Raw genomic sequence first — 19763 nt, 5'->3', positions numbered from 1 at the left:
AGGTAGCCGGCCGGTCACGTGTCCAGGCAGGTCGGGCCAAGAAGTACCTTGAGGTCACCGAAAAGTGACGGGGTGGGATTCACGCGCAGGTGCACGGGCAAGCCCATGACCTCGACCTTGGAGTCGCCCTGCAAGTGGAGCCTGACCTCGGAGTTTCCCCGGTGGGTGGTCAAAACATCGCGAAGATCGGTGACGACGGCTTCGGTTGCCTTGTAGGTGGGCATCGTGATGACGAGAGGACCGTTGGTGCTCTCGCTCAGGTCCGGAACCGAGAGCTCCATGCAGTTCAAGGTGACCGCACCGTCGTCGCGCCGCTGCAAGCGGCCCTTGACCACCACGATCAGGTCCTCCGCGAGGACCGAAGCGATGGGCCCGTACACCTGGCCGAAGAACATGACCTCGATGGAAGCACCGAGGTCTTCGATCTCCGCCCGCGCGTAGGCGTTGCCGCTTGCTTTGGCGATCCTGCGGCTGAGTGAAGTGATCATACCCGCAATGGTGACGATGGCGCCGTCGTGCGGTCCGTCTTCTCCGAGAATAGACGTGATCGATTGCTCTGCATGCTGGCTCAGCACGCCCTCAAGCCCCTGCAGGGGGTGGTCCGAAACATAGAGTCCCAGCATGTCCCGCTCGAAGGCGAGCTTGTCCTTCTTCTCCCATTCCGGTAGGTCCGGGATCTCCGTGCTCAGGGAGGCCTGCGGCTCCTGGTCCTCGAATCCGGCAAAGAGATCGAACTGGCCGATCGCCTCATTGCGCTTGAGCGTGATGACGGAGTCGATCGCTTCTTCGTGCACCATGGCCAAAGCACGCCGGTGATGGCCGAGGGAGTCGAACGCGCCGGCCTTGATGAGGGACTCGATGGTGCGCTTGTTGCAGACCACCGCCGGGACCTTCATGAGGAAGTCCTTGAAGGAGGTGTAGGCGCCCTCGCTCGCACGGGCCGCCACCATGGCTTCCACCACGTTGACGCCGACGTTGCGGATGGCCCCCATTCCGAAGCGGATGTCGGTTCCCACAGGAGTGAAGTTGAGGCTTGACTCGTTGACGTCCGGCGGTAGGACCGTGATGCCCATGCGCCGGCACTCATTGAGGTAGATCGCCGATTTGTCCTTGTCGTCGCCCACGGACGTGAGCAGGGCAGCCATGTATTCGGGGGCGTAGTGGGCCTTCAGGTACGCAGTCCAGTAGGAGATGACACCGTACGCTGCGGAGTGCGCCTTGTTGAAGGCGTAGTCGGAGAACGGGAGCAGGATGTCCCACAGGGTCTTGACGGCCTCCATGGAGTAGCCGTTGTCCTGCATGCCTTGGGAAAAGCCGGCGAACTGCTTGTCCAGCTCGGATTTCTTCTTCTTGCCCATGGCACGGCGCAGGATATCGGCTTGACCCAGTGAGTAGCCGGCCAGCTTCTGGGCCACGGCCATGACCTGCTCCTGGTACACGATCAGGCCGTAGGTTCCGCCGAGGATTTCCGAGAGCGGTTCCTCGAGCTCCGGATGGATCGGGATGACTTCCTGGATCTTGTTCTTGCGCAGGGCGTAGTCGGTGTGCGCGTTGGCACCCATGGGACCTGGCCGGTACAGCGCCAACACGGCGGAGATGTCTTCGAAGTTGTCAGGCTTCATGAGCTTGAGCAGCGACCGCATGGGTCCGCCGTCGAGCTGGAAGACCCCCAAAGTGTCGCCGCGCGCCAGCAACTCGTACGACGCCGGGTCGTCCAACGCCAGGTGCTCAAGATCGAGGTCGACGCCCCGGTTCATCTTGATGTTTTCCAGCGCGTCGGAAATGATCGTCAGGTTCCTCAAGCCGAGGAAGTCCATCTTGATCAGGCCAAGGCCTTCGGACGTCGGGTAATCGAACTGCGTGATGACTTGGCCGTCCTGGATGCGGCGCATGACAGGAATGACGTCGATGATGGGGTCCGAGGACATGATGACACCGGCGGCATGCACGCCCCACTGCCGCTTCAGCCCCTCAATGCCCAGCGCGGTCTCGAAGACCTTGGCAGCCTCCGGGTCGGTGCTGATCAGCTGGCGGAAGTCGCCGGCCTCGCCATAGCGCTTGGCCTCCGGGTTCTGGATGTCCGCCAGCGGGATGTCCTTGGCCATCACGGCCGGTGGCAGGGCCTTGGTGAGCTGTTCACCCATGCTGAACGGGTAGCCAAGCACGCGGGAGGAGTCCTTGAGCGCCTGCTTGGTCTTGATGGTTCCGTAGGTGACAATCATGGCAACGCGCTCGTCGCCGTACTTCCGGGTGACGTAGTCGATCACCTCGGAACGGCGACGATCATCGAAGTCGACGTCGAAGTCGGGCATGGATACGCGGTCCGGGTTGAGGAAGCGCTCGAAAATCAGGCCGTGTTCCAGCGGGTCGAGGTCGGTGATGCGCATGGCGTACGCCACCATGGAGCCCGCACCCGAACCACGGCCCGGGCCCACCCTGATTCCGTTGTTCTTTGCCCAGTTGATGAAGTCGGCCACCACGAGGAAGTAGCCCGGGAAGCCCATGGAGGTGATGACGTCAAGCTCATAGTCGGCTTGCTTGCGCACCTTGTCCGGGACGCCGTCCGGGTAGCGGTAATCGAGTCCCGTGGCCACTTCCTTGACGAGCCAGGACGTCTCGTCCTCGCCGGGAGGGCAGGGGAACCGCGGCATGTAGTTCGCGCCAGTGTTGAAGGACACTTCGCAGCGCTCGGCGATCAACAAGGTGTTGTCGCAGGCCTCGGGATGGTCGCGGAACAGCTCGCGCATCTCCTGCGGCGACTTCAAGTAGTAGCCGCTGCCGGAGAAAGCGAACCGGGAGCCGCCGTTGTCATAGGTGGGCTCAAGCAGAGTGGAGCCCGACTGGATCGCCAAAAGCGCCTCGTGGGCCTTCGCATCATGCTCGTGCGTGTAGTGGAGGTCGTTGGTGGCCACGAGCGGAAGCTTCAGTTCCTTGGCCAGGCGCAGCAGATCGCCGGTGACCCGCCGCTCGATGTCCAGGCCATGGTCCATCAGTTCGCAGAAGTAGTTTTCCGCACCGAAGATGTCGCGGAACTCGGATGCCGCAGCCAGCGCCTCCCGGTATTGTCCCAGCCGGAGGCGGGTCTGGACTTCACCGGAAGGGCAACCGGTGGTGGCGATCAGGCCTTCGGAATAGGTGTTCAGCAACTCCCGGTCCAAGCGTGGCCATTTGCCGAACACCGAGTCGAGCGAAGCAATCGAGGATGCCCGGAACAGATTCCGCATGCCCGCGTTGTTGTAGCTCAACAACGTCATGTGGGTGTAGGAACCACCACCGGACACGTCGTCTTTCCGCTGGCTCTCGTCGCCCCAACGGACGCGCTCCTTGTCGCCGCGCGCCGTGCCCGGCGTGACATAGGCCTCGACGCCGATGATCGGCTTGATGCCTTTGTCGGTGGCCTTCTTCCAGAAATCGAAGGCACCGAACAAGTACCCGTGGTCCGTGGTGGCCAGTGCCGGCATGCCCAACCGCTCGGTCTCGTCAAACAACTCAGTGAGACGGGCCGCACCATCCAGCATGGAGTATTCGGTGTGGGTGTGCAGATGGACGAACGAGTCATTGCTGGAAGTCACCACGACAGTCTACCGGCAGGGACCCCGCGGTTGGAGTGGCGCGCTGGAAGCGTGGATCGCGCTACGCGTTGCCGCTTTCCAGAAGCTCGAGCGCGTATTGCAGGTCCGCCGGATACTGGCTGGTGACTTCCACCCACTCGCCGGTCCGGGGGTGGTTGAAGCCAAGCCGCCGCGCGTGCAGCCACTGCCGGGTCAGTCCCAGGTTGGCAGCCAAACGGGGGTCCGCCCCATAGGTCAGGTCGCCGGCGCAGGGGTGCCGGAGGGCCGAGAAGTGAACCCGGATCTGGTGTGTCCTGCCTGTCTCAAGATGAATTTCCACGAGGGTCGCCTTGCCATAGGCCTCGAGGACTTCGTAGTGCGTCACTGAGGGACGGCCATCCTCGATCACCGCGAATCGCCAATCATGCCCGGGGTGGCGCCCGATGGGCGCGTCTATGGTGCCTTCCAGGGGATCCGGCAGGCCCTGGACCACTGCGTGGTACACCTTGTCCACCGTGCGTTCCTTGAAGGCCCGCTTGAGCACCGTGTAAGCGTGTTCGCTCTTGGCCACGACCATGACTCCCGACGTTCCGACGTCGAGGCGGTGGACGATGCCGGCACGTTCAGGCGCGCCTGACGTCGAGATCCGGTATCCCGCACCGGCGAGGCCACCCACCACGGTAGGACCAACCCAACCCGGAGACGGGTGCGCCGCCACGCCGACCGGCTTGTCGATGACGACAAAATCGTCATCGTCCAACAGGATATTCAGGCCTTCCACGACTTCCTCCACGACTTCCAAGGGATCCCTGCGTTCGGGAACGGTGACTTCCAACACGGACCCGGCAATGAGTTTCGCCGACTTGCCCACTGTGTTCGCGGAGACTGTGACATTGCCCTCGGCGATCAACAAGGCGGCCGCGGAGCGGGAGATATCCATCATCTTCGCCAAGCCCGCGTCGGCCCTTGCCCCGCCCAATTCTTCGGGCACCACGAACTGCTCAGACATCGCCCGGAGCCTGTTCTTCCGGCGTGCCGGATTTTGCCGGCGCGGAATCGGCGGAATGATGGCGGGAGCCGTCGAGTCCGATCCCCCGTATGGTCAGCAGGCAGATGATCACGACGCCGGAAACCACCGCGGAGTCGGCGATGTTGAAGATTGCGAAGTTGGGCAACTGGATGAAGTCCACCACGTGGCCCATGGCGAAGGAAGGCTCGCGGAAAAGCCGGTCCGTAAGGTTCCCGAGCGCGCCGCCCAGCAGCAGGCCGAGCGCCAGTGACCACCAGACCGACCCCAATCGACGCACTTGGAACAGAATCACCACCGAAACGGCGGCCATGACGATCGTGAAGACCCACGTGACGTTTTCACCGATGGAGAACGCAGCGCCCGAGTTTCGGATGTAGTACCAATGCAGGAGCGGAGGAAGCACAGGGATCCGCTCGCCTTCGACCATGGTGCTGGTGACCCAGAGCTTGGTCAGTTGATCGAAGGCGTACGCGAACACGGCGAAGCCGGCAAAGACCCAAAGCAGTGCCGGACGCCACGTGTGGGCTTTGGTGCGGACCGGTTCCGTGGTGCCGTTCGTTTGTTCTGTGCCGTCAGTTTGTTCGTCGCTCATAGTACTTTCATTCGGTAACCGTGGCTTCTGGCGCCTTAACAGGCGAAAGCCGGTGGCCGAGGAATCCCCAGCCACCGGCTTTCAGAATACTTGCTAGACCTCTGCGGCGGCTTCGCCGACCTCAGGAGCGGCAACCGAGCCGCGGGCATCCAGGTCACGCAGCTGGCCTTCGATGTAGGCCTTCAGGCGGGAGCGGTAGTCGCGCTCGAAGCCGCGGAGCTGCTCCACCTTGCGTTCGAGAACGCTGCGCTGCTGCTCGAGGGCACCGAGGATCTTGCGGGACTTGTCCTGCGCGTCGTTGACGAGGCTGGAGGCTTCGATCTGTGCCTCGGCAATGATCTTTTCCTTCTGCTGCTCGCCATCGGCCACGTGCTTGTCGTGCATCTGCTGGGCCATGGCCAGCAGGCCGGCTGCGGACTCGGCGGAAGGAGAGCCTGCGGAAGGTGCGGCCGGGGCCGGAGCGGCGGCAACGGCCGGCTCCTTCTTCTTCTCGGCCTCGGCGGCCTTCGCTTCGGCTTCCGCCTTGGCCTGTGCGTCCTTGTCGGCCTTCACCGGAGCGGGCACCTTCTCGACCACGGGTGCCGATGCTGCGCTGGCAGGGACCGGGTTTCCGCCTTCGGCGAGCTTCTTGCGGAGCTCGTCGTTCTCCTGGTTCAAGCGCCTCAGCTCGACGACGATTTCGTCGAGAAAGTCGTCGACCTCGTCCTGGTCGTAGCCTTCGCGGAACTTGGTCGGCTGAAAGCGCTTGTTGACAACGTCTTCTGGCGTCAAAGCCATCTGGTCACCTCGTTGGTCTAGTTAGTCAGTAGGCCTTCCGGCCGTTCAAAACTACGGTACCTAAATATCATCTGATTCCCCCAATTCAACACCATCGTGTTGGGTCGGAGGTTTGCAGCCCACTAGCCGAAGAAAACAGATTGACGGCACATGGACTGCGGAAGAGCTACGCCAGCGAGTAGACGAATCCCATCGCGATGCTGACGACAATAAACACGATCAGAAATGCCAGGTCAAGGGACACCCCACCAAGCTGCAGCGGTGGAATGAGCCGGCGGATCCGTTTCAAGGGCGGATCAGTCACGGAATAGACCACGTGCGCGGCCACCAAGGCGCCACCGCGGGGGCGCCACTGGCGCGCAAACATCTGCACCAGATCGAAAACGAGCCTGATGATGAGGGTGACCAGGAACAGCAGCAATGCAATGTACAAAAGGCCGAAAACTATGCCCACGGGTTAGCTCAGATCTCCTAGTTCGCCATTTTTCCGGTCAGTCCCTCTATTGCAACACAGATGCCAGGCAGATCGCTCTGCCTGGCATCCGGGTTGACCGCGCTAGCTCTGGTTGAAGAACGTTGCTTGCGCTTCGCTGACCTTCTTGTCGTCGCCGAGAACTTCGACGTACGACGGCGACAGCAGGAAAACCTTGCTGGTGACGCGCTCAATGCTGCCGTGGAGTCCGAAGACCAAACCGGCGGAAAAATCGACGAGGCGCTTGGCATCTGCCTCGCCCATGTCCGTGACGTTCATGATCACCGGGATGCCATCCCGGAAACTCTCGCCGATGATCTTGGCGTCATTGTAGGAGCGGGGATGGACAGTGGTGATCTGCCTCAGACCGGAGGCGTCTTCGCGGCTGGACGCCGCACGCTTGATAGGTGTCACGGGTGCGCGGTATTCCTCTTCGGCGACAGGGGGGACTTCACGAACTACTTCACGTACAGGTGCTGGGGCGCGGCGCTCTTCACGATTGTGGTCGACCGACCGGTCCTCGTCCGTGTGCTGCACGTGCTGCTCAGACTCGTAGTGTTCATCGCCATCGGCGAGCCCAAGATAAACCATTGTCTTGCGCAGTGCGCCAGCCATGCTGGACTCCTATCGTGTCTGCAGTGGGCGGGCCGCCCATGACTTGACATCGCTGAAATCCCGGCCCGTCGCTTCCAATACTTTGACGCTACCCCACGCGCGGGCGCGAACCGAGAATATCCGAGCCAATTCGCAGGTGTGTCGCACCGAATTGAACGGCAGCTTCGAGGTCCTGGCTCATCCCGGCGGATACCCCCACGGCGTCCGGGTGAAGTCCCCGAAGTTCCTGTGAAATGTTGGCGAGTTTCTCGAACGCTTCCTCCGGGGGCGCACCGAGCGGCGCGACCGCCATCACGCCGGCCAGGCGCAGTCCGGCGGCGGTTGCGATGGATTCCGCGAGGCGCTCGACGTCGGACGGAGCGGCACCGCCGCGGTGGGCGCCGCCGTCGTCCTCAAGACTGACCTGGATGTAGCAGTCGAGGTCCGGCCTGCCGGACTCGGACTGTTGCCGCGCAACGGCCTTTGCAAGTGCCTCGGCGAGTTGCGGACGGTCGATCGATTGCACGGAGAACGCGTACTTCACGACGGACTTGGCCTTGTTGCTTTGCAGTTGACCAATGAAGTGCCAACGCACCGGGAGTCCGGCGAGCTCGGCGGACTTCGCGGCCGCCTCTTGGTCCCGGTTTTCGCCGACATCCGTCACGCCAAGTGCCGCCAGCCGCGCTACGTCCGCTGCGGGATGGAACTTGCTGACGACTATCAGTTGCGGCTCTTCGCTTCGCCCGGCGGCCGCGGTTGCCGCCGAAATCCTTTGGCGGACCGCGGAGAGCCGTTCGCGCAGCTCGGCCGTACGCCGATCGCCCGCGGCGCTTTCCGCCGTGGGGAAATCCTCACTCATGCGTCCACACCAAACCTGCAAACCGCCCTGTTTTCTGATTGCGCCGGTACGAGAAGAGCCGGGCGGTCTCGCGCGTGCACTCCCCCGAGTACTCGACCGTGACGTCGAGTGCCTGCAGCTGGGCACGCACACCGGCAGGCAGGTCCAGTGCGGGCGTGCCCCACGAGGTTGTGGACCAGGTTTCCGGAACCGCTGCAGCCACGTCCGTCCGCAGCTGTTCCGGAACTTCGTAGCATTCACCGCAGATGGAAGGGCCCACCCACGCGCTGATGGCCGCCGCGCCGCGGTTTCGCATTTCCACCACAGCGGCCGAAACGATATCGGCGGCAACCCCGGGCCGGCCGGCATGGACCACCGCAAGGACGGGATTGACGTCATCCGGCACTTCGCCCAAGAGCACAACGGGGACACAATCGGCCACCATGACCGCGAGGGGTTGCCCCCTTGACACCATGGCGTCCGCCGTTGGTCCGTCCCCGGGCACGGAGATGAATTCGACGGCTTTTCCGTGGACCTGGTTCATGTATTGGAAACGGCGTCCGCCGAGCCCCGCTGCTGCTTCCAGCCGGGCCCGGCGCACCATGACGTCGTCAGGATTGTCCGCTACGTGCAGTGCAAGGTTGCCCGCATCGTCATCGGAGAAGGCAACCGAAATTCCGGGCCGCACTTCTTTTCGCCACCAAAACACTACTGGCTAACTCTCCTGGGTGGGTTTGAACAGAGCTGCTACTTCAGGAAGTCCGGAACATCGAGGTCGTCGGTGCGGCTTCCCGAAAGGTCCGGTTCGACGACGGCCGGGAGGTCGACGTCGAAGCCCGAGTCGGCGGGCAAGGCGGACGGGCGCTGCTGGCCCCAGTTGCTCAAGCCGGAAGCTCCGACACCGGCGGAAACATGCTGCGGCGCAGAGTAGGCCGGAGCAGCTGTTGGTGCCGCGGGACGGTCCGGAGCGGCAGGGGCCTGGTGCTGACCCGGCTGCTGGGCTGCAGGCTGGTTCATCGAGGGTGAGGTGGCCTTGAGGTCGTCAAAACCGGCGGCGATAACCGTGACGCGCGCCTCGTCACCCAAGGCGTCGTCGATGACGGCACCGAAGATGATGTTGGCTTCGGGGTGGGCCACTTCCTGCACGAGCCTCGCGGCCTCGTTGATCTCGAACAGGCCGAGGTCCGAGCCGCCCTGGATGGAAAGCAGGACGCCGTGGGCGCCGTCGATCGATGCTTCCAGAAGCGGAGAAGCGATGGCGAGTTCGGCGGCCTTGACAGCGCGGTCCTCTCCTCGTGCCGAGCCGATACCCATCAGCGCTGAGCCTGCACCCTGCATGACCGACTTGACGTCGGCGAAGTCGAGGTTGATCAGGCCAGGGGTGGTGATGAGGTCCGTGATGCCCTGGACACCGGACAGAAGTACTTGGTCAGCGGAACGGAAAGCGTCCAGGACGGAGACGTTACGGTCGCTGATGGACAGGAGGCGGTCGTTGGGGATGACGATGAGGGTATCGACTTCGTCGCGCAGGGCGTCGATTCCGGCCTCGGCCGAGCCGGCGCGCCGGCGGCCTTCGAAGGTGAAGGGACGCGTGACCACACCGATGGTCAGTGCGCCGAGCGAGCGTGCGATCCGGGCCACGACGGGGGCGCCGCCGGTTCCGGTTCCGCCGCCTTCGCCTGCGGTGACGAAGACCATGTCGGCTCCGCGGATGACCTCTTCGATCTCGTCGGCGTGGTCCTCGGCTGCCTGGCGTCCGACGTCGGGGTTGGCGCCGGCTCCCAGACCGCGGGTGAGTTCACGTCCGACGTCGAGCTTGACGTCCGCGTCGCTCATGAGGAGAGCCTGGGCATCGGTGTTGATGGCGATGAACTCGACGCCGCGGAGGCCGACTTCGATCATTCGGTTAACTGCATTCACGCCACCGCCGCCGATGCCGACGACCTTGATGACGGCCAAGTAATTCTGCGGTGCTGCCACGTTTCGTGCCCCTTGCTTGTGTCCTATAGCGAAACAGATCGAGTCCAACTTGAATTCTTGGACCTTAACCCTCTAGTTGAAGGTTATAGTTATGTCAAGTAACTCTTAAGTGACGGTATGGGCTATGAATCCGACATTCAATGACCGCCTCCGCGTGTCGTGTGAAAGTCCGAAAAATAGCCCTCTACGTCAGAGAAGTTACTTCCTGAAATGGTCTATTTGGTGAACGGGTGCCTCGGTGCGCTGACATCGTAGACATTCACCGGAACTTTTGGATTGGCGGGAGCCTTGAGCAAGGCCTCGAGGACGCGGGCCTTCAGCTCCTTCTCGTCCGCATTCCCCCACACCACGATCTTGCCGTCCGTGAGCTTGAGCTCGACGGCGTCCGGCGACGAGGCCGACGCGTTGGCCATCTTCGCCAGGACATCCGCCGGCAGCGTCGCAAGAACGGCCGTGATCGCCTTGAAGAGATTCTGGTTGGCTCCTTGCCCATCGATGAGCGGCAAGGCAACCGATGCGGGATCGGCCGTTGATCCGAGCTGGACGCCGTCGACGTCAACCAGTGAATAGTTGTCACCGCTCTTCACCAGGGCCACGGGTACCCGCTCCACGATGTGGACCAGGAGTTCCGACGGCGGCCGTGCTTCGGTACTGACTGAACGCACCTGGACGAGGGGCTTGAGCAGCGCGGCGATCTCGGCGTCGTTGATTTGCGGAAGGGGTTTTCCCTTCACCGGTTCGAGTGCCTTCTGGACGCTCCCCGCCTGGAGAAGCTTCGTACCGTCGACCGACACTGTGCGCACGGCGAACACCGGCGAGTAGATCGCCGCAACAATAATTCCGGCGACAAGGGCGACGATGATTGCCAAGGCAGTGAGCACGGTCCTCCGGCGCTTGCGTCCCTTGGGTTCCGGAAAGGCCAGCACGTTGCTGTCCTTCGCACGGGCGGCCTCCGAAGGGCCACCGACGGGATCGTCGAGGCTGCGTTCAGCACTGACGACTCCCGGCCGGGTGCCCGCCTGCGGCTTGAAAGTCGGCTTCCGGGTGTCAGCCACCCAACAGCTCCACGATCCGGGGCCCGTATGCCGTGACGTCACCGGCTCCGACGGTGAGGACGATGTCGCCCTCCCCGGCCGCGGAGAGAACCGCGTCCAGCGCTTCCTGCCCGCCGGCAACGAGCCTGCCGCTCTTGAGGCGCCCTGTGATCAGGGTGCTCGTGACCCCGGGAATGGGATCCTCGCGGGCAGGGTAGATATCCAGCACGAGGGCCGTATCCGCCTCGCCAAGCGCTTCAGCAAACTGCTCCGCGAATTCGCGCGTGCGGGAAAACAGATGTGGCTGGAAGAGCACATGCACCTTGTTGCCGCCTGCGACGGAACGGGCAGCGGTCAGGGCGGCCCGGACCTCCGTGGGGTGGTGGGCGTAGTCGTCGTAGACACGCACGCCCCTCCCCTGCCCCTTGAACTCGAATCGCCGCGAGGCTCCGGTGAAATGGCCGAGGGCGGCCGCGGCAGCCCCGGGCGCCACGCCGAGCTCGACGGCGACGCCGAACGCGGCCGCCGCGTTCAAGGCGTTGTGCCTCCCGGGCACTTGGAGGTCGAGCCGGTATTCCTGTCCGCCCACGGAGACCCTGACGTCGCCGGGTCCCCCGTCGCGCAGCCGGATATCGGCGTCCTCCGCGGTCCCGTAGCTCAGTACCCGGGTATTGCCTGCGGCGCGGGTCCGTTCCGCGAGGGCCCGGGCGCCGTCGTCGTCCGCGCAGGCGAAAAGCACGCCGTTGGCGGGCAGGAGTGCCGCGAAACTGTCGAAAGAGGCGTAGACGGCCTCAGGCGTGCCGTAGTAGTCCAGGTGGTCGGCCTCGACGTTGGTGACGACGGCGATGAGGGGCCGGTAGTTGAGGAAGGAACCGTCCGATTCGTCGGCTTCGGCAACGAAGATATCCGAGGCGCCGTGCGCCGCGTTGACACCGAGGGCGGGTACGTTGGCGCCGATGGCGAACGACGGATCCAGACCCGCTTCCTTGAGCAACACGGCAACCATTGACGTGGTGGTGGATTTGCCGTGCGTCCCGGCCACGGTCACCACACGGTCGGCACCCATGGTTGCTGCGAGGGCCTCGGAGCGGTGGAGCACCGGCAGGCCGGCCGCTCGGGCGGCTTCCAGCTCCGGATTGTCCGCCCTGATGGCCGAACCGGCGACGACGGTCTGGGCGTCACGAAGATTTTCTGCGGCGTAACCCACAGCGATCCGCGCCCCGGCGGACTGGAGGTCCTGCATGACGGGCAGGTCCTTGGCGTCGGAACCGCTCACGGGAACGCCCCTGGCCACCATGATGCGTGCGACGGCGGACATGCCCACGCCGCCGATGCCGATGAAATGGACCCTGCCGAGGGAATTGATGTCTGCGAGGGGCTGGGTCATTCGGATACCGCTTCCAAGACGAGATCAGCCATCCGCTGATCAGCATTTCTGATGCCAAGTTCCTTTGCCTTGCTGGCCATGTCCTCAAGGCGGGCTTGATCCGTGAGCAAGGGAATCAACTCGGCTTTGAGCCATTCCGCGGTCAAGGCCCGGTCGTCGACCAGAAGCGCTGCCCCGGCCTTGACCAGTGCGGAGGCGTTCATTGCCTGCTCGCCGTTTCCGATGGGCAGTGGAACGAAGACTGCCGGGAGCCCGACGGCGGCCACCTCACTGACGGTTGCCGCGCCGGATCGGGCAAGGAGGACGTCTGCTGCCGCGTAGACGTTTTCCATGCCGTCGACGTATTCCACCTGGTGGTAGCCGTCGGCAGCCAGGGGGGCGCCGTCGTCGTTCGTCACTGCCTTGCCCCGGCCGGTGATGTGCAGTGTCTGGATACCGGCATCCGCCAAAGCGGCGACGGCACCGGCGATGGTGCGGTTGATGCTTTGGGCGCCCGAGGAACCGCCCGTCACGATGAGTGCTGGCTGTCCGGCGTCCAGGCCAAGCGACTGCCGGGCATCCGCGCGCCAGGCCGCCCGGTCCAAACCGGCGATGGCCTTGCGCATGGGCATCCCCACATGGCGGGCGTGCCGTAGCCGGGTTTCCGGGAAGGCCACGCCCACGTGCTTGGTGAACATGGATCCTAACCGGTTGGCAAGCCCTGCGCGCGTGTTGGCCTCGTGGATGACGATGGGGATCCTGCGACGCCAGGCCGCGAGGTACATGGGAGTGCAGACATAGCCGCCGACGCCGAGGAGGACGTCGGCCTGTGCGTCGTCCAGGATGCGCCCGGCTTGCTTGACGGCCGCCGCGAGCCTGCCGGGCAGTTTGAGCAGATCCGCGGAAGGCTTGCGGGGAAAGGGAACCCGGTCAATCGTGGCCAGCTCGTAGCCGGCGGCCGGCACGAGGCGCGTTTCCATGCCGTTGGGCGTGCCGACGGCAAGGATCTTCGCGTCCGGCCGCAGCGACTTGATGGCGTCGGCGATGGCAAGCAGGGGGCTGATGTGTCCGGCGGTCCCGCCGCCGGCGAGGACCACGGAGAGGGGCTTGGGCTGGGAATTCATGGAGTGCTATGTACGCTTTCGTGCAGTTTTCGCAAATCGCCAGCGCGGCTTGGAACGGCTGGCAGGAGCCATTTGGGCGCGGGCCAAAGACAACACTACGCCCACGCCACATAGCGACATCACCAACGCTGAACCGCCATAGGAAATGAAAGGCAGCGGAACGCCGATCACGGGGAGCAACCCTGCCACCATGGCCATGTTGATCGCGGCCTGTCCAAGCATCCACGCCATGATCGAGCCGCCGAGCACCCGGGCGAACAAGTCTTCCTGGTGGCTGACGACCCGGTAGATCGCAACCGCGAGCAAGGCAAAAAGCACCAGGACCACGATCGTCCCCACAAGCCCGAGTTCTTCCCCGATGACAGCGAAGATGAAGTCGTTGTGGGCTTCGGGAATCCACTGGTATTTTTGACGGCTCTGGCCGAGTCCGACACCAAGCCAACCTCCCGAAGCAAGGGCGCTGAGCCCCTGTTCGCTCTGGAAGCCGATGTCGCTCGCCCCCGCGCAGCTCTGCCCCATCCATGAGGTGATCCGGCACATCCGGTTTCCACTCGTGAACGCCAGGATCAGGGCGGCAGCTGCGGCAACTCCGCCGGCCGCAGCGAAGAGCCTCAAGTTGACGCCGCCGAAAAACAATCCGGCAGCCATGATGAGCATGACCACCAGGGAGGTTCCGAGGTCATGTCCGAGGACAATCAAGGTGATGATGGCGCCGGAGACCGGAACGACCGGGATCAGCGCGTGCGTCCACTTGTCCAGAAGTTTTGCTTTGACGGAAAGAACCGTGGCCATCCAGAGGACCAGCGCGAACTTGGCGAACTCCGATGGCTGGAAGGTGAAGCCGCCGATCTCGATCCAGTTCTGGTTGCCCAGCACACGTTTGCCGATGACCAGAACCAGCACCAGCAAGGCGCCGGCAAGAATGATCGAGGGCCACGCGAATCGCTTGAGCCACAGGACATTGACCCTCGAAAGCACCAGCATCGCGACGATGCCGATAGCGGCGAACATGCCTTGCTTAGTGGCGATGGAGTATGGGGATTCGCCGGCCGCAATCGCTTCGACGCTCGACGCCGACAGGACCATGATGATCCCGATGGCCGTCAGCGCAAGCGAAGCACCAAGAATCAAGTAGTAGGTTGACCCGCCGCTCGATTTACCGCTTCCCTCGAGAGTCGACCAAAACCCGGAAATCCCCGAGCGGATGCGGGACGGCAGCGAAGCCCGCCCAACGCCTCCCGCGCGTCCGGCGGGGTCTGCCTTGCCGGCCCGGGTCCGCCCGGGCCCGCTGCGCGTGGGCGTGCTGACCATTGTTACTCCTCGGTGGTCTGTGCCTGGCCTTCCACAAGCTCGCGCACTGCCCGGATGAAAGCATCGCCACGGTGAGCGTAGGAAGAGAACTGGTCCATGGAGGCAGCCGCCGGGGCCATCAGCACCGTATCGCCGGACTCGGCGATACTTGCTGCCGACTCGACAGCATGGGCCATCACGGTGTCGCCGAAGATCGGAGACGGTTCCGCGGCGGTACCAGCTGAATCGGCGGACTGCACCATTTCAGTGTCGCCCTTGGGCTGCCCGATTACGGGCACATCCGCTGCGTGTCGCTTGAGGGAGGCTTCCAGGTCCGCGGTGTCGGAGCCGATCAGCACCACTGCCTTGAGCCTGTGCGCGTTGTTTTCGACCAACTCGTCATAGTTGACGCCCTTGGAGAGACCGCCGGCGATCCAGACGACCTTGTCGAACGCCGACAGGGCAGCAGAAGCTGCGTGCGGATTGGTCGCCTTGGAGTCGTTGACCCAGAGCACGCCGTTCTGCTTGGCCACAGGCTGGATGCGGTGGTCTCCAGGGAGATAGTTCCTGAGGCCCTCCCGCACTGCGGCCGGTTCGACGCCGTAGGCGCGCACCAGCGCGGCGGCGGCCAGCGCGTTCGCAACCATGTGTCGCGGCGCGGCCGGGCCCAGGTCCGCCAGGGACGCGAGTTCCTCTGCTGAACTCTTGCGCTCTTCGATGAACGCGCGGTCCACGAGCAAGCCCTCGACGACGCCGAGCATGCTGACCGCCGGAGTCAGGGTGGTGAAACCGATCGCCCGGCAACCTTCGACCACGTCGGCGTTTTCCACCATGCGTTCGGTCTCGATCTGCTCGGCGTTGTAGATACACGCCTTCTGCGTGTTCTCGAAGATTTTTGCCTTGTCCGCGAGGTAGGACTCGTAGGAGCCGTGCCAGTCGACGTGGTCCTCGGCGACATTGAGGCAGACGCTCGCCACCGGGGAGAGCGACTCGATCCAGTGCAATTGGAAGCTGGAAAGCTCAACAGCGAAGGCGTCGTACTCCACTGGGTCACGGAGTGCGTCCAGGATGGGCGTGCCTACATTCCCCACGGCGATTGCCTTGAGCCCCGCTGCCTGCAGCATTGCCTCGGTCATGCCCACCGTGGTGGTCTTGCCGTTCGTACCCGTGATGGTGAGCCAGTCCGCCGTCTTGCGGCCCTGGCGTTCGCGCACCCGCCAAGCGAGTTCGACGTCGCCCCACACCGGTACGTGGGCCCTTTTGGCAGCTGCCAGGAGGGACTGGTCCGGGCGCCAGCCCGGCGACGTCACGACGAGCTCGGCCTTTTCACCGTCCACCCGGGGCAGCGTTTTGACTGCATCTTGGCCGAGGAGGACGTCGGCTGCGCCGACGATCTTCAAGGTGTCCGCCTGCGCGAGGGCCTTGGCGCTCGTCGCCGCGTCGACAACCACCACGCGTGCGCCCAGTTCGATCAAGGTATCGGCGGCCGCGAATCCGGACACACCGATGCCGGTCACGACGACACGGAGGCCCTTCCAGTCGGAATCCCAACTGACGAGGTCCTTGAGCCGGTCATTGGCAGAAGGCTTGGTTTGAGGACTTGCGCTCACAGCAGCACCACCCATTCAGCATAGAAAATCCCAAGGCCTGCGGCCACGAATAGTCCACAAAGAATCCAGAATCGGACAACCACCGTGATTTCGGCCCAACCCTTGAGTTCGAAATGATGCTGAAGTGGGGCCATCTTGAAGACCCGCTTACCCTTGGTGACCTTGAAGTAGCCCACCTGGATGATGACCGACAGCGTGATGAGGACGAAGAGCCCGCCGATGATGCCCAAAAGAAGTTCCGTGCGGGAGAGGATCGCAAAGCCGGCCACGGCACCGCCGATTGCCAGGGAACCGGTGTCGCCCATGAAGATCTTCGCCGGGGACGTGTTCCACCAGAGGAAGCCCACTAACGCGGCACTGCAAATAGCTGCCAGCAACGCCAGATCGAGCGGGTCGCGGACCGAATAGCAACCGCTGCCCGCCTCGCGGGGTGAACCGCATGCCTGGTTGTTCTGCCAGATTCCCATGAGTGTGTAGGCTCCGAAGACCATGATGGAGGCACCGGCCGCGAGGCCGTCCAATCCGTCCGTCAGGTTGACGCCGTTGGTTGCCGCAGTGACGATCAGGTTCGACCAGATGACGAACAGGATGGCTCCGAGGACGGTGCCCCCGAAGGCCAGGTTCAGCCAGGGAATGTCCCGCACAAGCGAAATATGCGTGGAGGCCGGCGTGATTCCCTGCGAGTCGGGGAAGTTCAGGACGAGCACTGCGAAGACAATGCCGACAAACGCTTGGAGAATCAGCTTCGCCTTGGCGTTGAGTCCGAGGCTGCGCTGCTTGGAAATCTTGATGAAATCGTCGAGGAAACCAACGAATCCCATACCGACCATCAGGAACAACAAGAGCAGACCCGAGGCGGACGGGCCCGGTGATCGCGGGTTCATCATCCACATGATCAGGTGGGTCAACCCGTAGCTGATGAGCACCGCGGCCACCACGACTGTCCCGCCCATCGTGGGGGTACCACGCTTGGTGTGGTGGGAGGTGGGTCCATCGTCGCGGATGAACTGGCCGTATCCCTTGGTGACGAGGAACCGGATGAAGAGTGGCGTGCCAACCAGGGCCACCAGGAGGGCGACGCCCGCGCCGATCAACAGTGCAATCACAGCAGCTCGTTCCCTTCATTGGCGGCAGTTGCAGCCGCGGTGTTCGCACTCGTACCGGTCTGTGGAGGTAATGCTATCCGATCCCCCAAATGCCTTAGGCCGACCCCGTTCGAGGACTTGAAAAGCACCAAGTCGCCCGGTTTGAGCTCAGCCTGCAGCAGTTCGTAGGCCTCGTCGGCCGTTTCGGTGAAGATGCACTCGTCGCCCCAGGAGCCTTCCTGGATCGCGGAAACATACAGCGCCCGGGCTTCCCGGCCAACCACCACGAGCCTGGAAATGTTCAAGCGGACCACTTGCGTACCCACAGCCGTGTGTTCGCGGATGGAATCTTCGCCGAGTTCCAACATCGCGCCAAGCACTGCCCACGTGCGGCGTCCCTGCCCGAGGTCGGCGAGGGTGCGCAATGCTGCGCGCATGGATTCCGGATTCGCGTTGTACGCGTCGTTGATGATGGTGACGCCGTCCGCGCGCTCAGTGCGTTCCATCCGCCACCGGCTGGCGGGCGACTGCTCGCTCAGCGACTCGGCGATCCCGGCCGCAGGGAGGCCAGCCGCGAACGCGGCGGCCGCAGCGGCAAGCAGGTTGGTGATGTGGTGCGCACCGATGAGCTTGCTGTGGACGGGATGGGGAGCCCCGCCGTCGGGCAGGAAGAGCTCGAATTCCGGGTGGCCGTTTTCGTCGATATCCGCGTTCCGGGCCTCGACTGCGGAGCCGGGAATGCCGGTAGCGGTGGTTCCGAGCACTGTGGCCTGGGTGCGGGAGACCATGGCGGCGACCCGCGCGTCGTCGAGGTTGATGACGGCGGTTCCGTCCCGCCCCAGCGCCTCTACAAGTTCGCCCTTGGCCTTCGCGATGTTCTCCACGCCACCAAACTCGCCGGCGTGGGCGGTGCCGACGCACAGAACGACGCCGATGTCCGGTTGGACCATCTCGGCGAGGTATTTGATGTGGCCAATCCCGGTTGCCCCCATTTCGATCACCAGGTAGCGGGTGCCCGCATCGGCTCCGAACACGGTGAGCGGCACGCCGACTTCACCGTTGTACGAACCCTGCGGAGCCACCGTGGCACCGGCCCGGGAAAGAATGCCCGCGAGCAGGTCCTTGGTGGTGGTCTTGCCCGCTGAGCCCGTGATGCCGATGACAGTGAAGGGCTCTCCCTGGGCCGCACGTTCGGCACGGATGCGGCGCACGGACTCCGCAGCCAGGGCACCCATGGCGATCACGGCGTCATCGACGACGACGGCGGGGTATGGCCGGCCGTCGTCGTCGGAAACGTCCCGCTCGGTCAGCGCCAGGACAGCCCCGCGTTCAAAGGCGGCGCCCACATAGGCGTGGCCGTCGGCGTTCTCTCCGGGCTTGGCCACGTACAACGATCCAGCGGCCGCCTCACGGGAGTCGGTAACGACGGACGCCGGGACAATGCCCGGGTCCGCTGCCAATCGGCCATGGGTAATATCGGCGATCTCCGCCGCAGTAAGTGCAATCATCTCGGTCTAGGACTCTATCCGCTCGTCCGTGGAAACCTTGAATCCCCTGGCTGTCAAGGCCGCCCGCAGTTCCACCCGGTCGTCGAGGGCGAGGTTGACGCCCTTCACTTCCTGCCACACCTCGTGGCCGCGGCCGGCGACCAGGATGGTGTCCTTCTCAGTGGCCAGTTCCACGGCTTGGCGGATGGCGACGTCCCGGGGGTACGCTTCCACGATCTCGCAGTCAAGGTCTTCCGACTCGCGGGCGGCACGGGCCCCAGCGATGACTTCCGAACGGATCGCAGCAGCGTCTTCATCATGGGGATCGTCGTCGCTGACAATCACGACGTCGGCGAGCCGGGCGGCTATGGCGCCCATGGTCGGCCGCTTGCCCTGGTCGCGCTGTCCTGTGGCGCCGAATACGACGATCACGCGGGATTCGGGGGCCTGCGGGCGCACGGCCTTGAGGGCCCTCGCCAGTGCGTCCGGGTTGTGCGCGAAATCGACGACGGCAGCCGGGGCATCCGAGATCAGTTGCATCCGGCCGGGTACGGAAACGGTGAAGGGATCGTGCACGTCGAGAGCCGCCTGCAGTGCCGACGGCTCGATGCCGGAGTCAAGCACCATAATGGTGGCCAACGCCGCGTTGGCGACGTTGAAGTCCCCTGGCAATCCTGTATGGACGCGCAGGACCGTTCCGTCGCGGTGGCGCAATTCGAAGTCCGTTCCAAGCCCCCGAGGCTTGGCCGACTCCACCGTCCAGTCGGCTCCGCCCCCGGGGGTGGCCGACATCGTGGTTACGGGAATTCCCGCCTCATCGGCCAGCTGGCGCCCCCACGGATCATCCACGGTCACTACGGCCCGCCGTGCGCGCGCGCTCGTGAACAGCTCCGCCTTGGTCCGGAAGTACTCGTCCATGCTTCCGTGGAGATC

Annotated in this window: 17 protein-coding genes; all 17 read right to left on the bottom strand. The window is 64.0% G+C overall.

Going from position 1 to position 19763, the window contains the following annotated elements:
• Window positions 1-14: 14 nt before the first annotated feature.
• Window positions 15-3572: a DNA polymerase III subunit alpha gene (gene dnaE / locus AC3WJU_RS18635; protein WP_059389138.1), complete on the bottom strand. Its 3558-nt coding sequence runs from the start codon at window positions 3570-3572 to the stop codon at window positions 15-17.
• A 61-nt stretch (window positions 3573-3633) separates the two neighbouring features.
• Window positions 3634-4560: an RluA family pseudouridine synthase gene (locus AC3WJU_RS18630; protein ID WP_307055747.1), complete on the bottom strand. Its 927-nt coding sequence runs from the start codon at window positions 4558-4560 to the stop codon at window positions 3634-3636.
• Entirely contained in the window at window positions 4553-5173 is a 621-nt protein-coding gene (gene lspA / locus AC3WJU_RS18625; RefSeq protein WP_059389140.1) for a signal peptidase II, read from the bottom strand. The genes AC3WJU_RS18630 and lspA overlap by 8 nt, the downstream gene beginning before the upstream one ends.
• 93 nt (window positions 5174-5266) lie before the next feature.
• A complete protein-coding gene (locus AC3WJU_RS18620; RefSeq protein ID WP_284991574.1) occupies window positions 5267-5950 on the bottom strand; it encodes a DivIVA domain-containing protein in 684 nt (227 codons plus the stop codon).
• 166 nt (window positions 5951-6116) lie between these two features.
• Entirely contained in the window at window positions 6117-6404 is a 288-nt protein-coding gene (locus tag AC3WJU_RS18615) for a YggT family protein (protein ID WP_284991575.1), read from the bottom strand.
• Between the two features lie 102 nt (window positions 6405-6506).
• On the bottom strand, window positions 6507-7037 hold the full coding sequence (locus AC3WJU_RS18610) for a cell division protein SepF (protein ID WP_059389142.1): 531 nt from the start codon (window positions 7035-7037) through the stop codon (window positions 6507-6509).
• Between the two features lie 88 nt (window positions 7038-7125).
• On the bottom strand, window positions 7126-7875 hold the full coding sequence (locus AC3WJU_RS18605; protein ID WP_492260559.1) for a YggS family pyridoxal phosphate-dependent enzyme: 750 nt from the start codon (window positions 7873-7875) through the stop codon (window positions 7126-7128).
• Window positions 7868-8563: a purine nucleoside phosphorylase YfiH/LACC1 family protein gene (locus AC3WJU_RS18600; protein ID WP_492260558.1), complete on the bottom strand. Its 696-nt coding sequence runs from the start codon at window positions 8561-8563 to the stop codon at window positions 7868-7870. The genes AC3WJU_RS18605 and AC3WJU_RS18600 overlap by 8 nt, the downstream gene beginning before the upstream one ends.
• A gap of 38 nt (window positions 8564-8601) precedes the next feature.
• Entirely contained in the window at window positions 8602-9834 is a 1233-nt protein-coding gene (gene ftsZ, locus AC3WJU_RS18595; RefSeq protein WP_284991578.1) for a cell division protein FtsZ, read from the bottom strand.
• A gap of 215 nt (window positions 9835-10049) precedes the next feature.
• Window positions 10050-10889 (bottom strand): cell division protein FtsQ/DivIB, encoded by an 840-nt coding sequence (locus AC3WJU_RS18590; protein WP_059389144.1) that lies wholly within the window; start codon window positions 10887-10889, stop codon window positions 10050-10052.
• Window positions 10882-12255, bottom strand: coding sequence for a UDP-N-acetylmuramate--L-alanine ligase (murC, locus tag AC3WJU_RS18585; protein ID WP_492260557.1), 1374 nt, complete (start codon window positions 12253-12255; stop codon window positions 10882-10884). Before murC ends, AC3WJU_RS18590 begins: the two co-directional genes overlap by 8 nt.
• Window positions 12252-13358, bottom strand: a complete 1107-nt coding sequence (gene murG, locus AC3WJU_RS18580) for an undecaprenyldiphospho-muramoylpentapeptide beta-N-acetylglucosaminyltransferase (RefSeq protein ID WP_492260556.1) — start codon at window positions 13356-13358, stop codon at window positions 12252-12254. Before murG ends, murC begins: the two co-directional genes overlap by 4 nt.
• A gap of 6 nt (window positions 13359-13364) precedes the next feature.
• Window positions 13365-14669, bottom strand: coding sequence for a putative lipid II flippase FtsW (ftsW, locus tag AC3WJU_RS18575; RefSeq protein ID WP_284991582.1), 1305 nt, complete (start codon window positions 14667-14669; stop codon window positions 13365-13367).
• A gap of 2 nt (window positions 14670-14671) precedes the next feature.
• On the bottom strand, window positions 14672-16273 hold the full coding sequence (gene murD / locus AC3WJU_RS18570) for a UDP-N-acetylmuramoyl-L-alanine--D-glutamate ligase (RefSeq protein WP_306963710.1): 1602 nt from the start codon (window positions 16271-16273) through the stop codon (window positions 14672-14674).
• On the bottom strand, window positions 16255-17364 hold the full coding sequence (gene mraY, locus AC3WJU_RS18565) for a phospho-N-acetylmuramoyl-pentapeptide-transferase (RefSeq protein WP_236816883.1): 1110 nt from the start codon (window positions 17362-17364) through the stop codon (window positions 16255-16257). Before mraY ends, murD begins: the two co-directional genes overlap by 19 nt.
• Window positions 17361-18851, bottom strand: a complete 1491-nt coding sequence (locus AC3WJU_RS18560) for a UDP-N-acetylmuramoyl-tripeptide--D-alanyl-D-alanine ligase (RefSeq protein ID WP_332603345.1) — start codon at window positions 18849-18851, stop codon at window positions 17361-17363. Before AC3WJU_RS18560 ends, mraY begins: the two co-directional genes overlap by 4 nt.
• Before the next feature lie 6 nt (window positions 18852-18857).
• A partial coding sequence (locus AC3WJU_RS18555; RefSeq protein WP_492260555.1) for a Mur ligase family protein occupies window positions 18858-19763 on the bottom strand: 906 nt, incomplete at its 5' end.

This window comes from Arthrobacter sp. FW306-1B-F12A, assembly GCF_058781865.1.
This window is presented reverse-complemented; position numbering and strand designations above follow the sequence as displayed.

What these genes read in the sequence shown, in the direction of transcription:
- murD (WP_306963710.1), bottom strand. Translation starts at nt 16,273, where the DNA reads ATGGGTGGTGCTGCTGTGAGCGCAAGTCCTCAAACCAAGCCTTCTGCC.
- lspA (WP_059389140.1), bottom strand. Translation starts at nt 5,173, where the DNA reads ATGAGCGACGAACAAACTGACGGCACAGAACAAACGAACGGCACCACG.
- AC3WJU_RS18630 (WP_307055747.1), bottom strand. Translation starts at nt 4,560, where the DNA reads ATGTCTGAGCAGTTCGTGGTGCCCGAAGAATTGGGCGGGGCAAGGGCC.
- AC3WJU_RS18620 (WP_284991574.1), bottom strand. Translation starts at nt 5,950, where the DNA reads ATGGCTTTGACGCCAGAAGACGTTGTCAACAAGCGCTTTCAGCCGACC.
- AC3WJU_RS18560 (WP_332603345.1), bottom strand. Translation starts at nt 18,851, where the DNA reads ATGATTGCACTTACTGCGGCGGAGATCGCCGATATTACCCATGGCCGA.
- murC (WP_492260557.1), bottom strand. Translation starts at nt 12,255, where the DNA reads ATGACCCAGCCCCTCGCAGACATCAATTCCCTCGGCAGGGTCCATTTC.
- ftsW (WP_284991582.1), bottom strand. Translation starts at nt 14,669, where the DNA reads ATGGTCAGCACGCCCACGCGCAGCGGGCCCGGGCGGACCCGGGCCGGC.
- AC3WJU_RS18605 (WP_492260559.1), bottom strand. Translation starts at nt 7,875, where the DNA reads ATGAGTGAGGATTTCCCCACGGCGGAAAGCGCCGCGGGCGATCGGCGT.
- murG (WP_492260556.1), bottom strand. Translation starts at nt 13,358, where the DNA reads ATGAATTCCCAGCCCAAGCCCCTCTCCGTGGTCCTCGCCGGCGGCGGG.
- AC3WJU_RS18610 (WP_059389142.1), bottom strand. Translation starts at nt 7,037, where the DNA reads ATGGCTGGCGCACTGCGCAAGACAATGGTTTATCTTGGGCTCGCCGAT.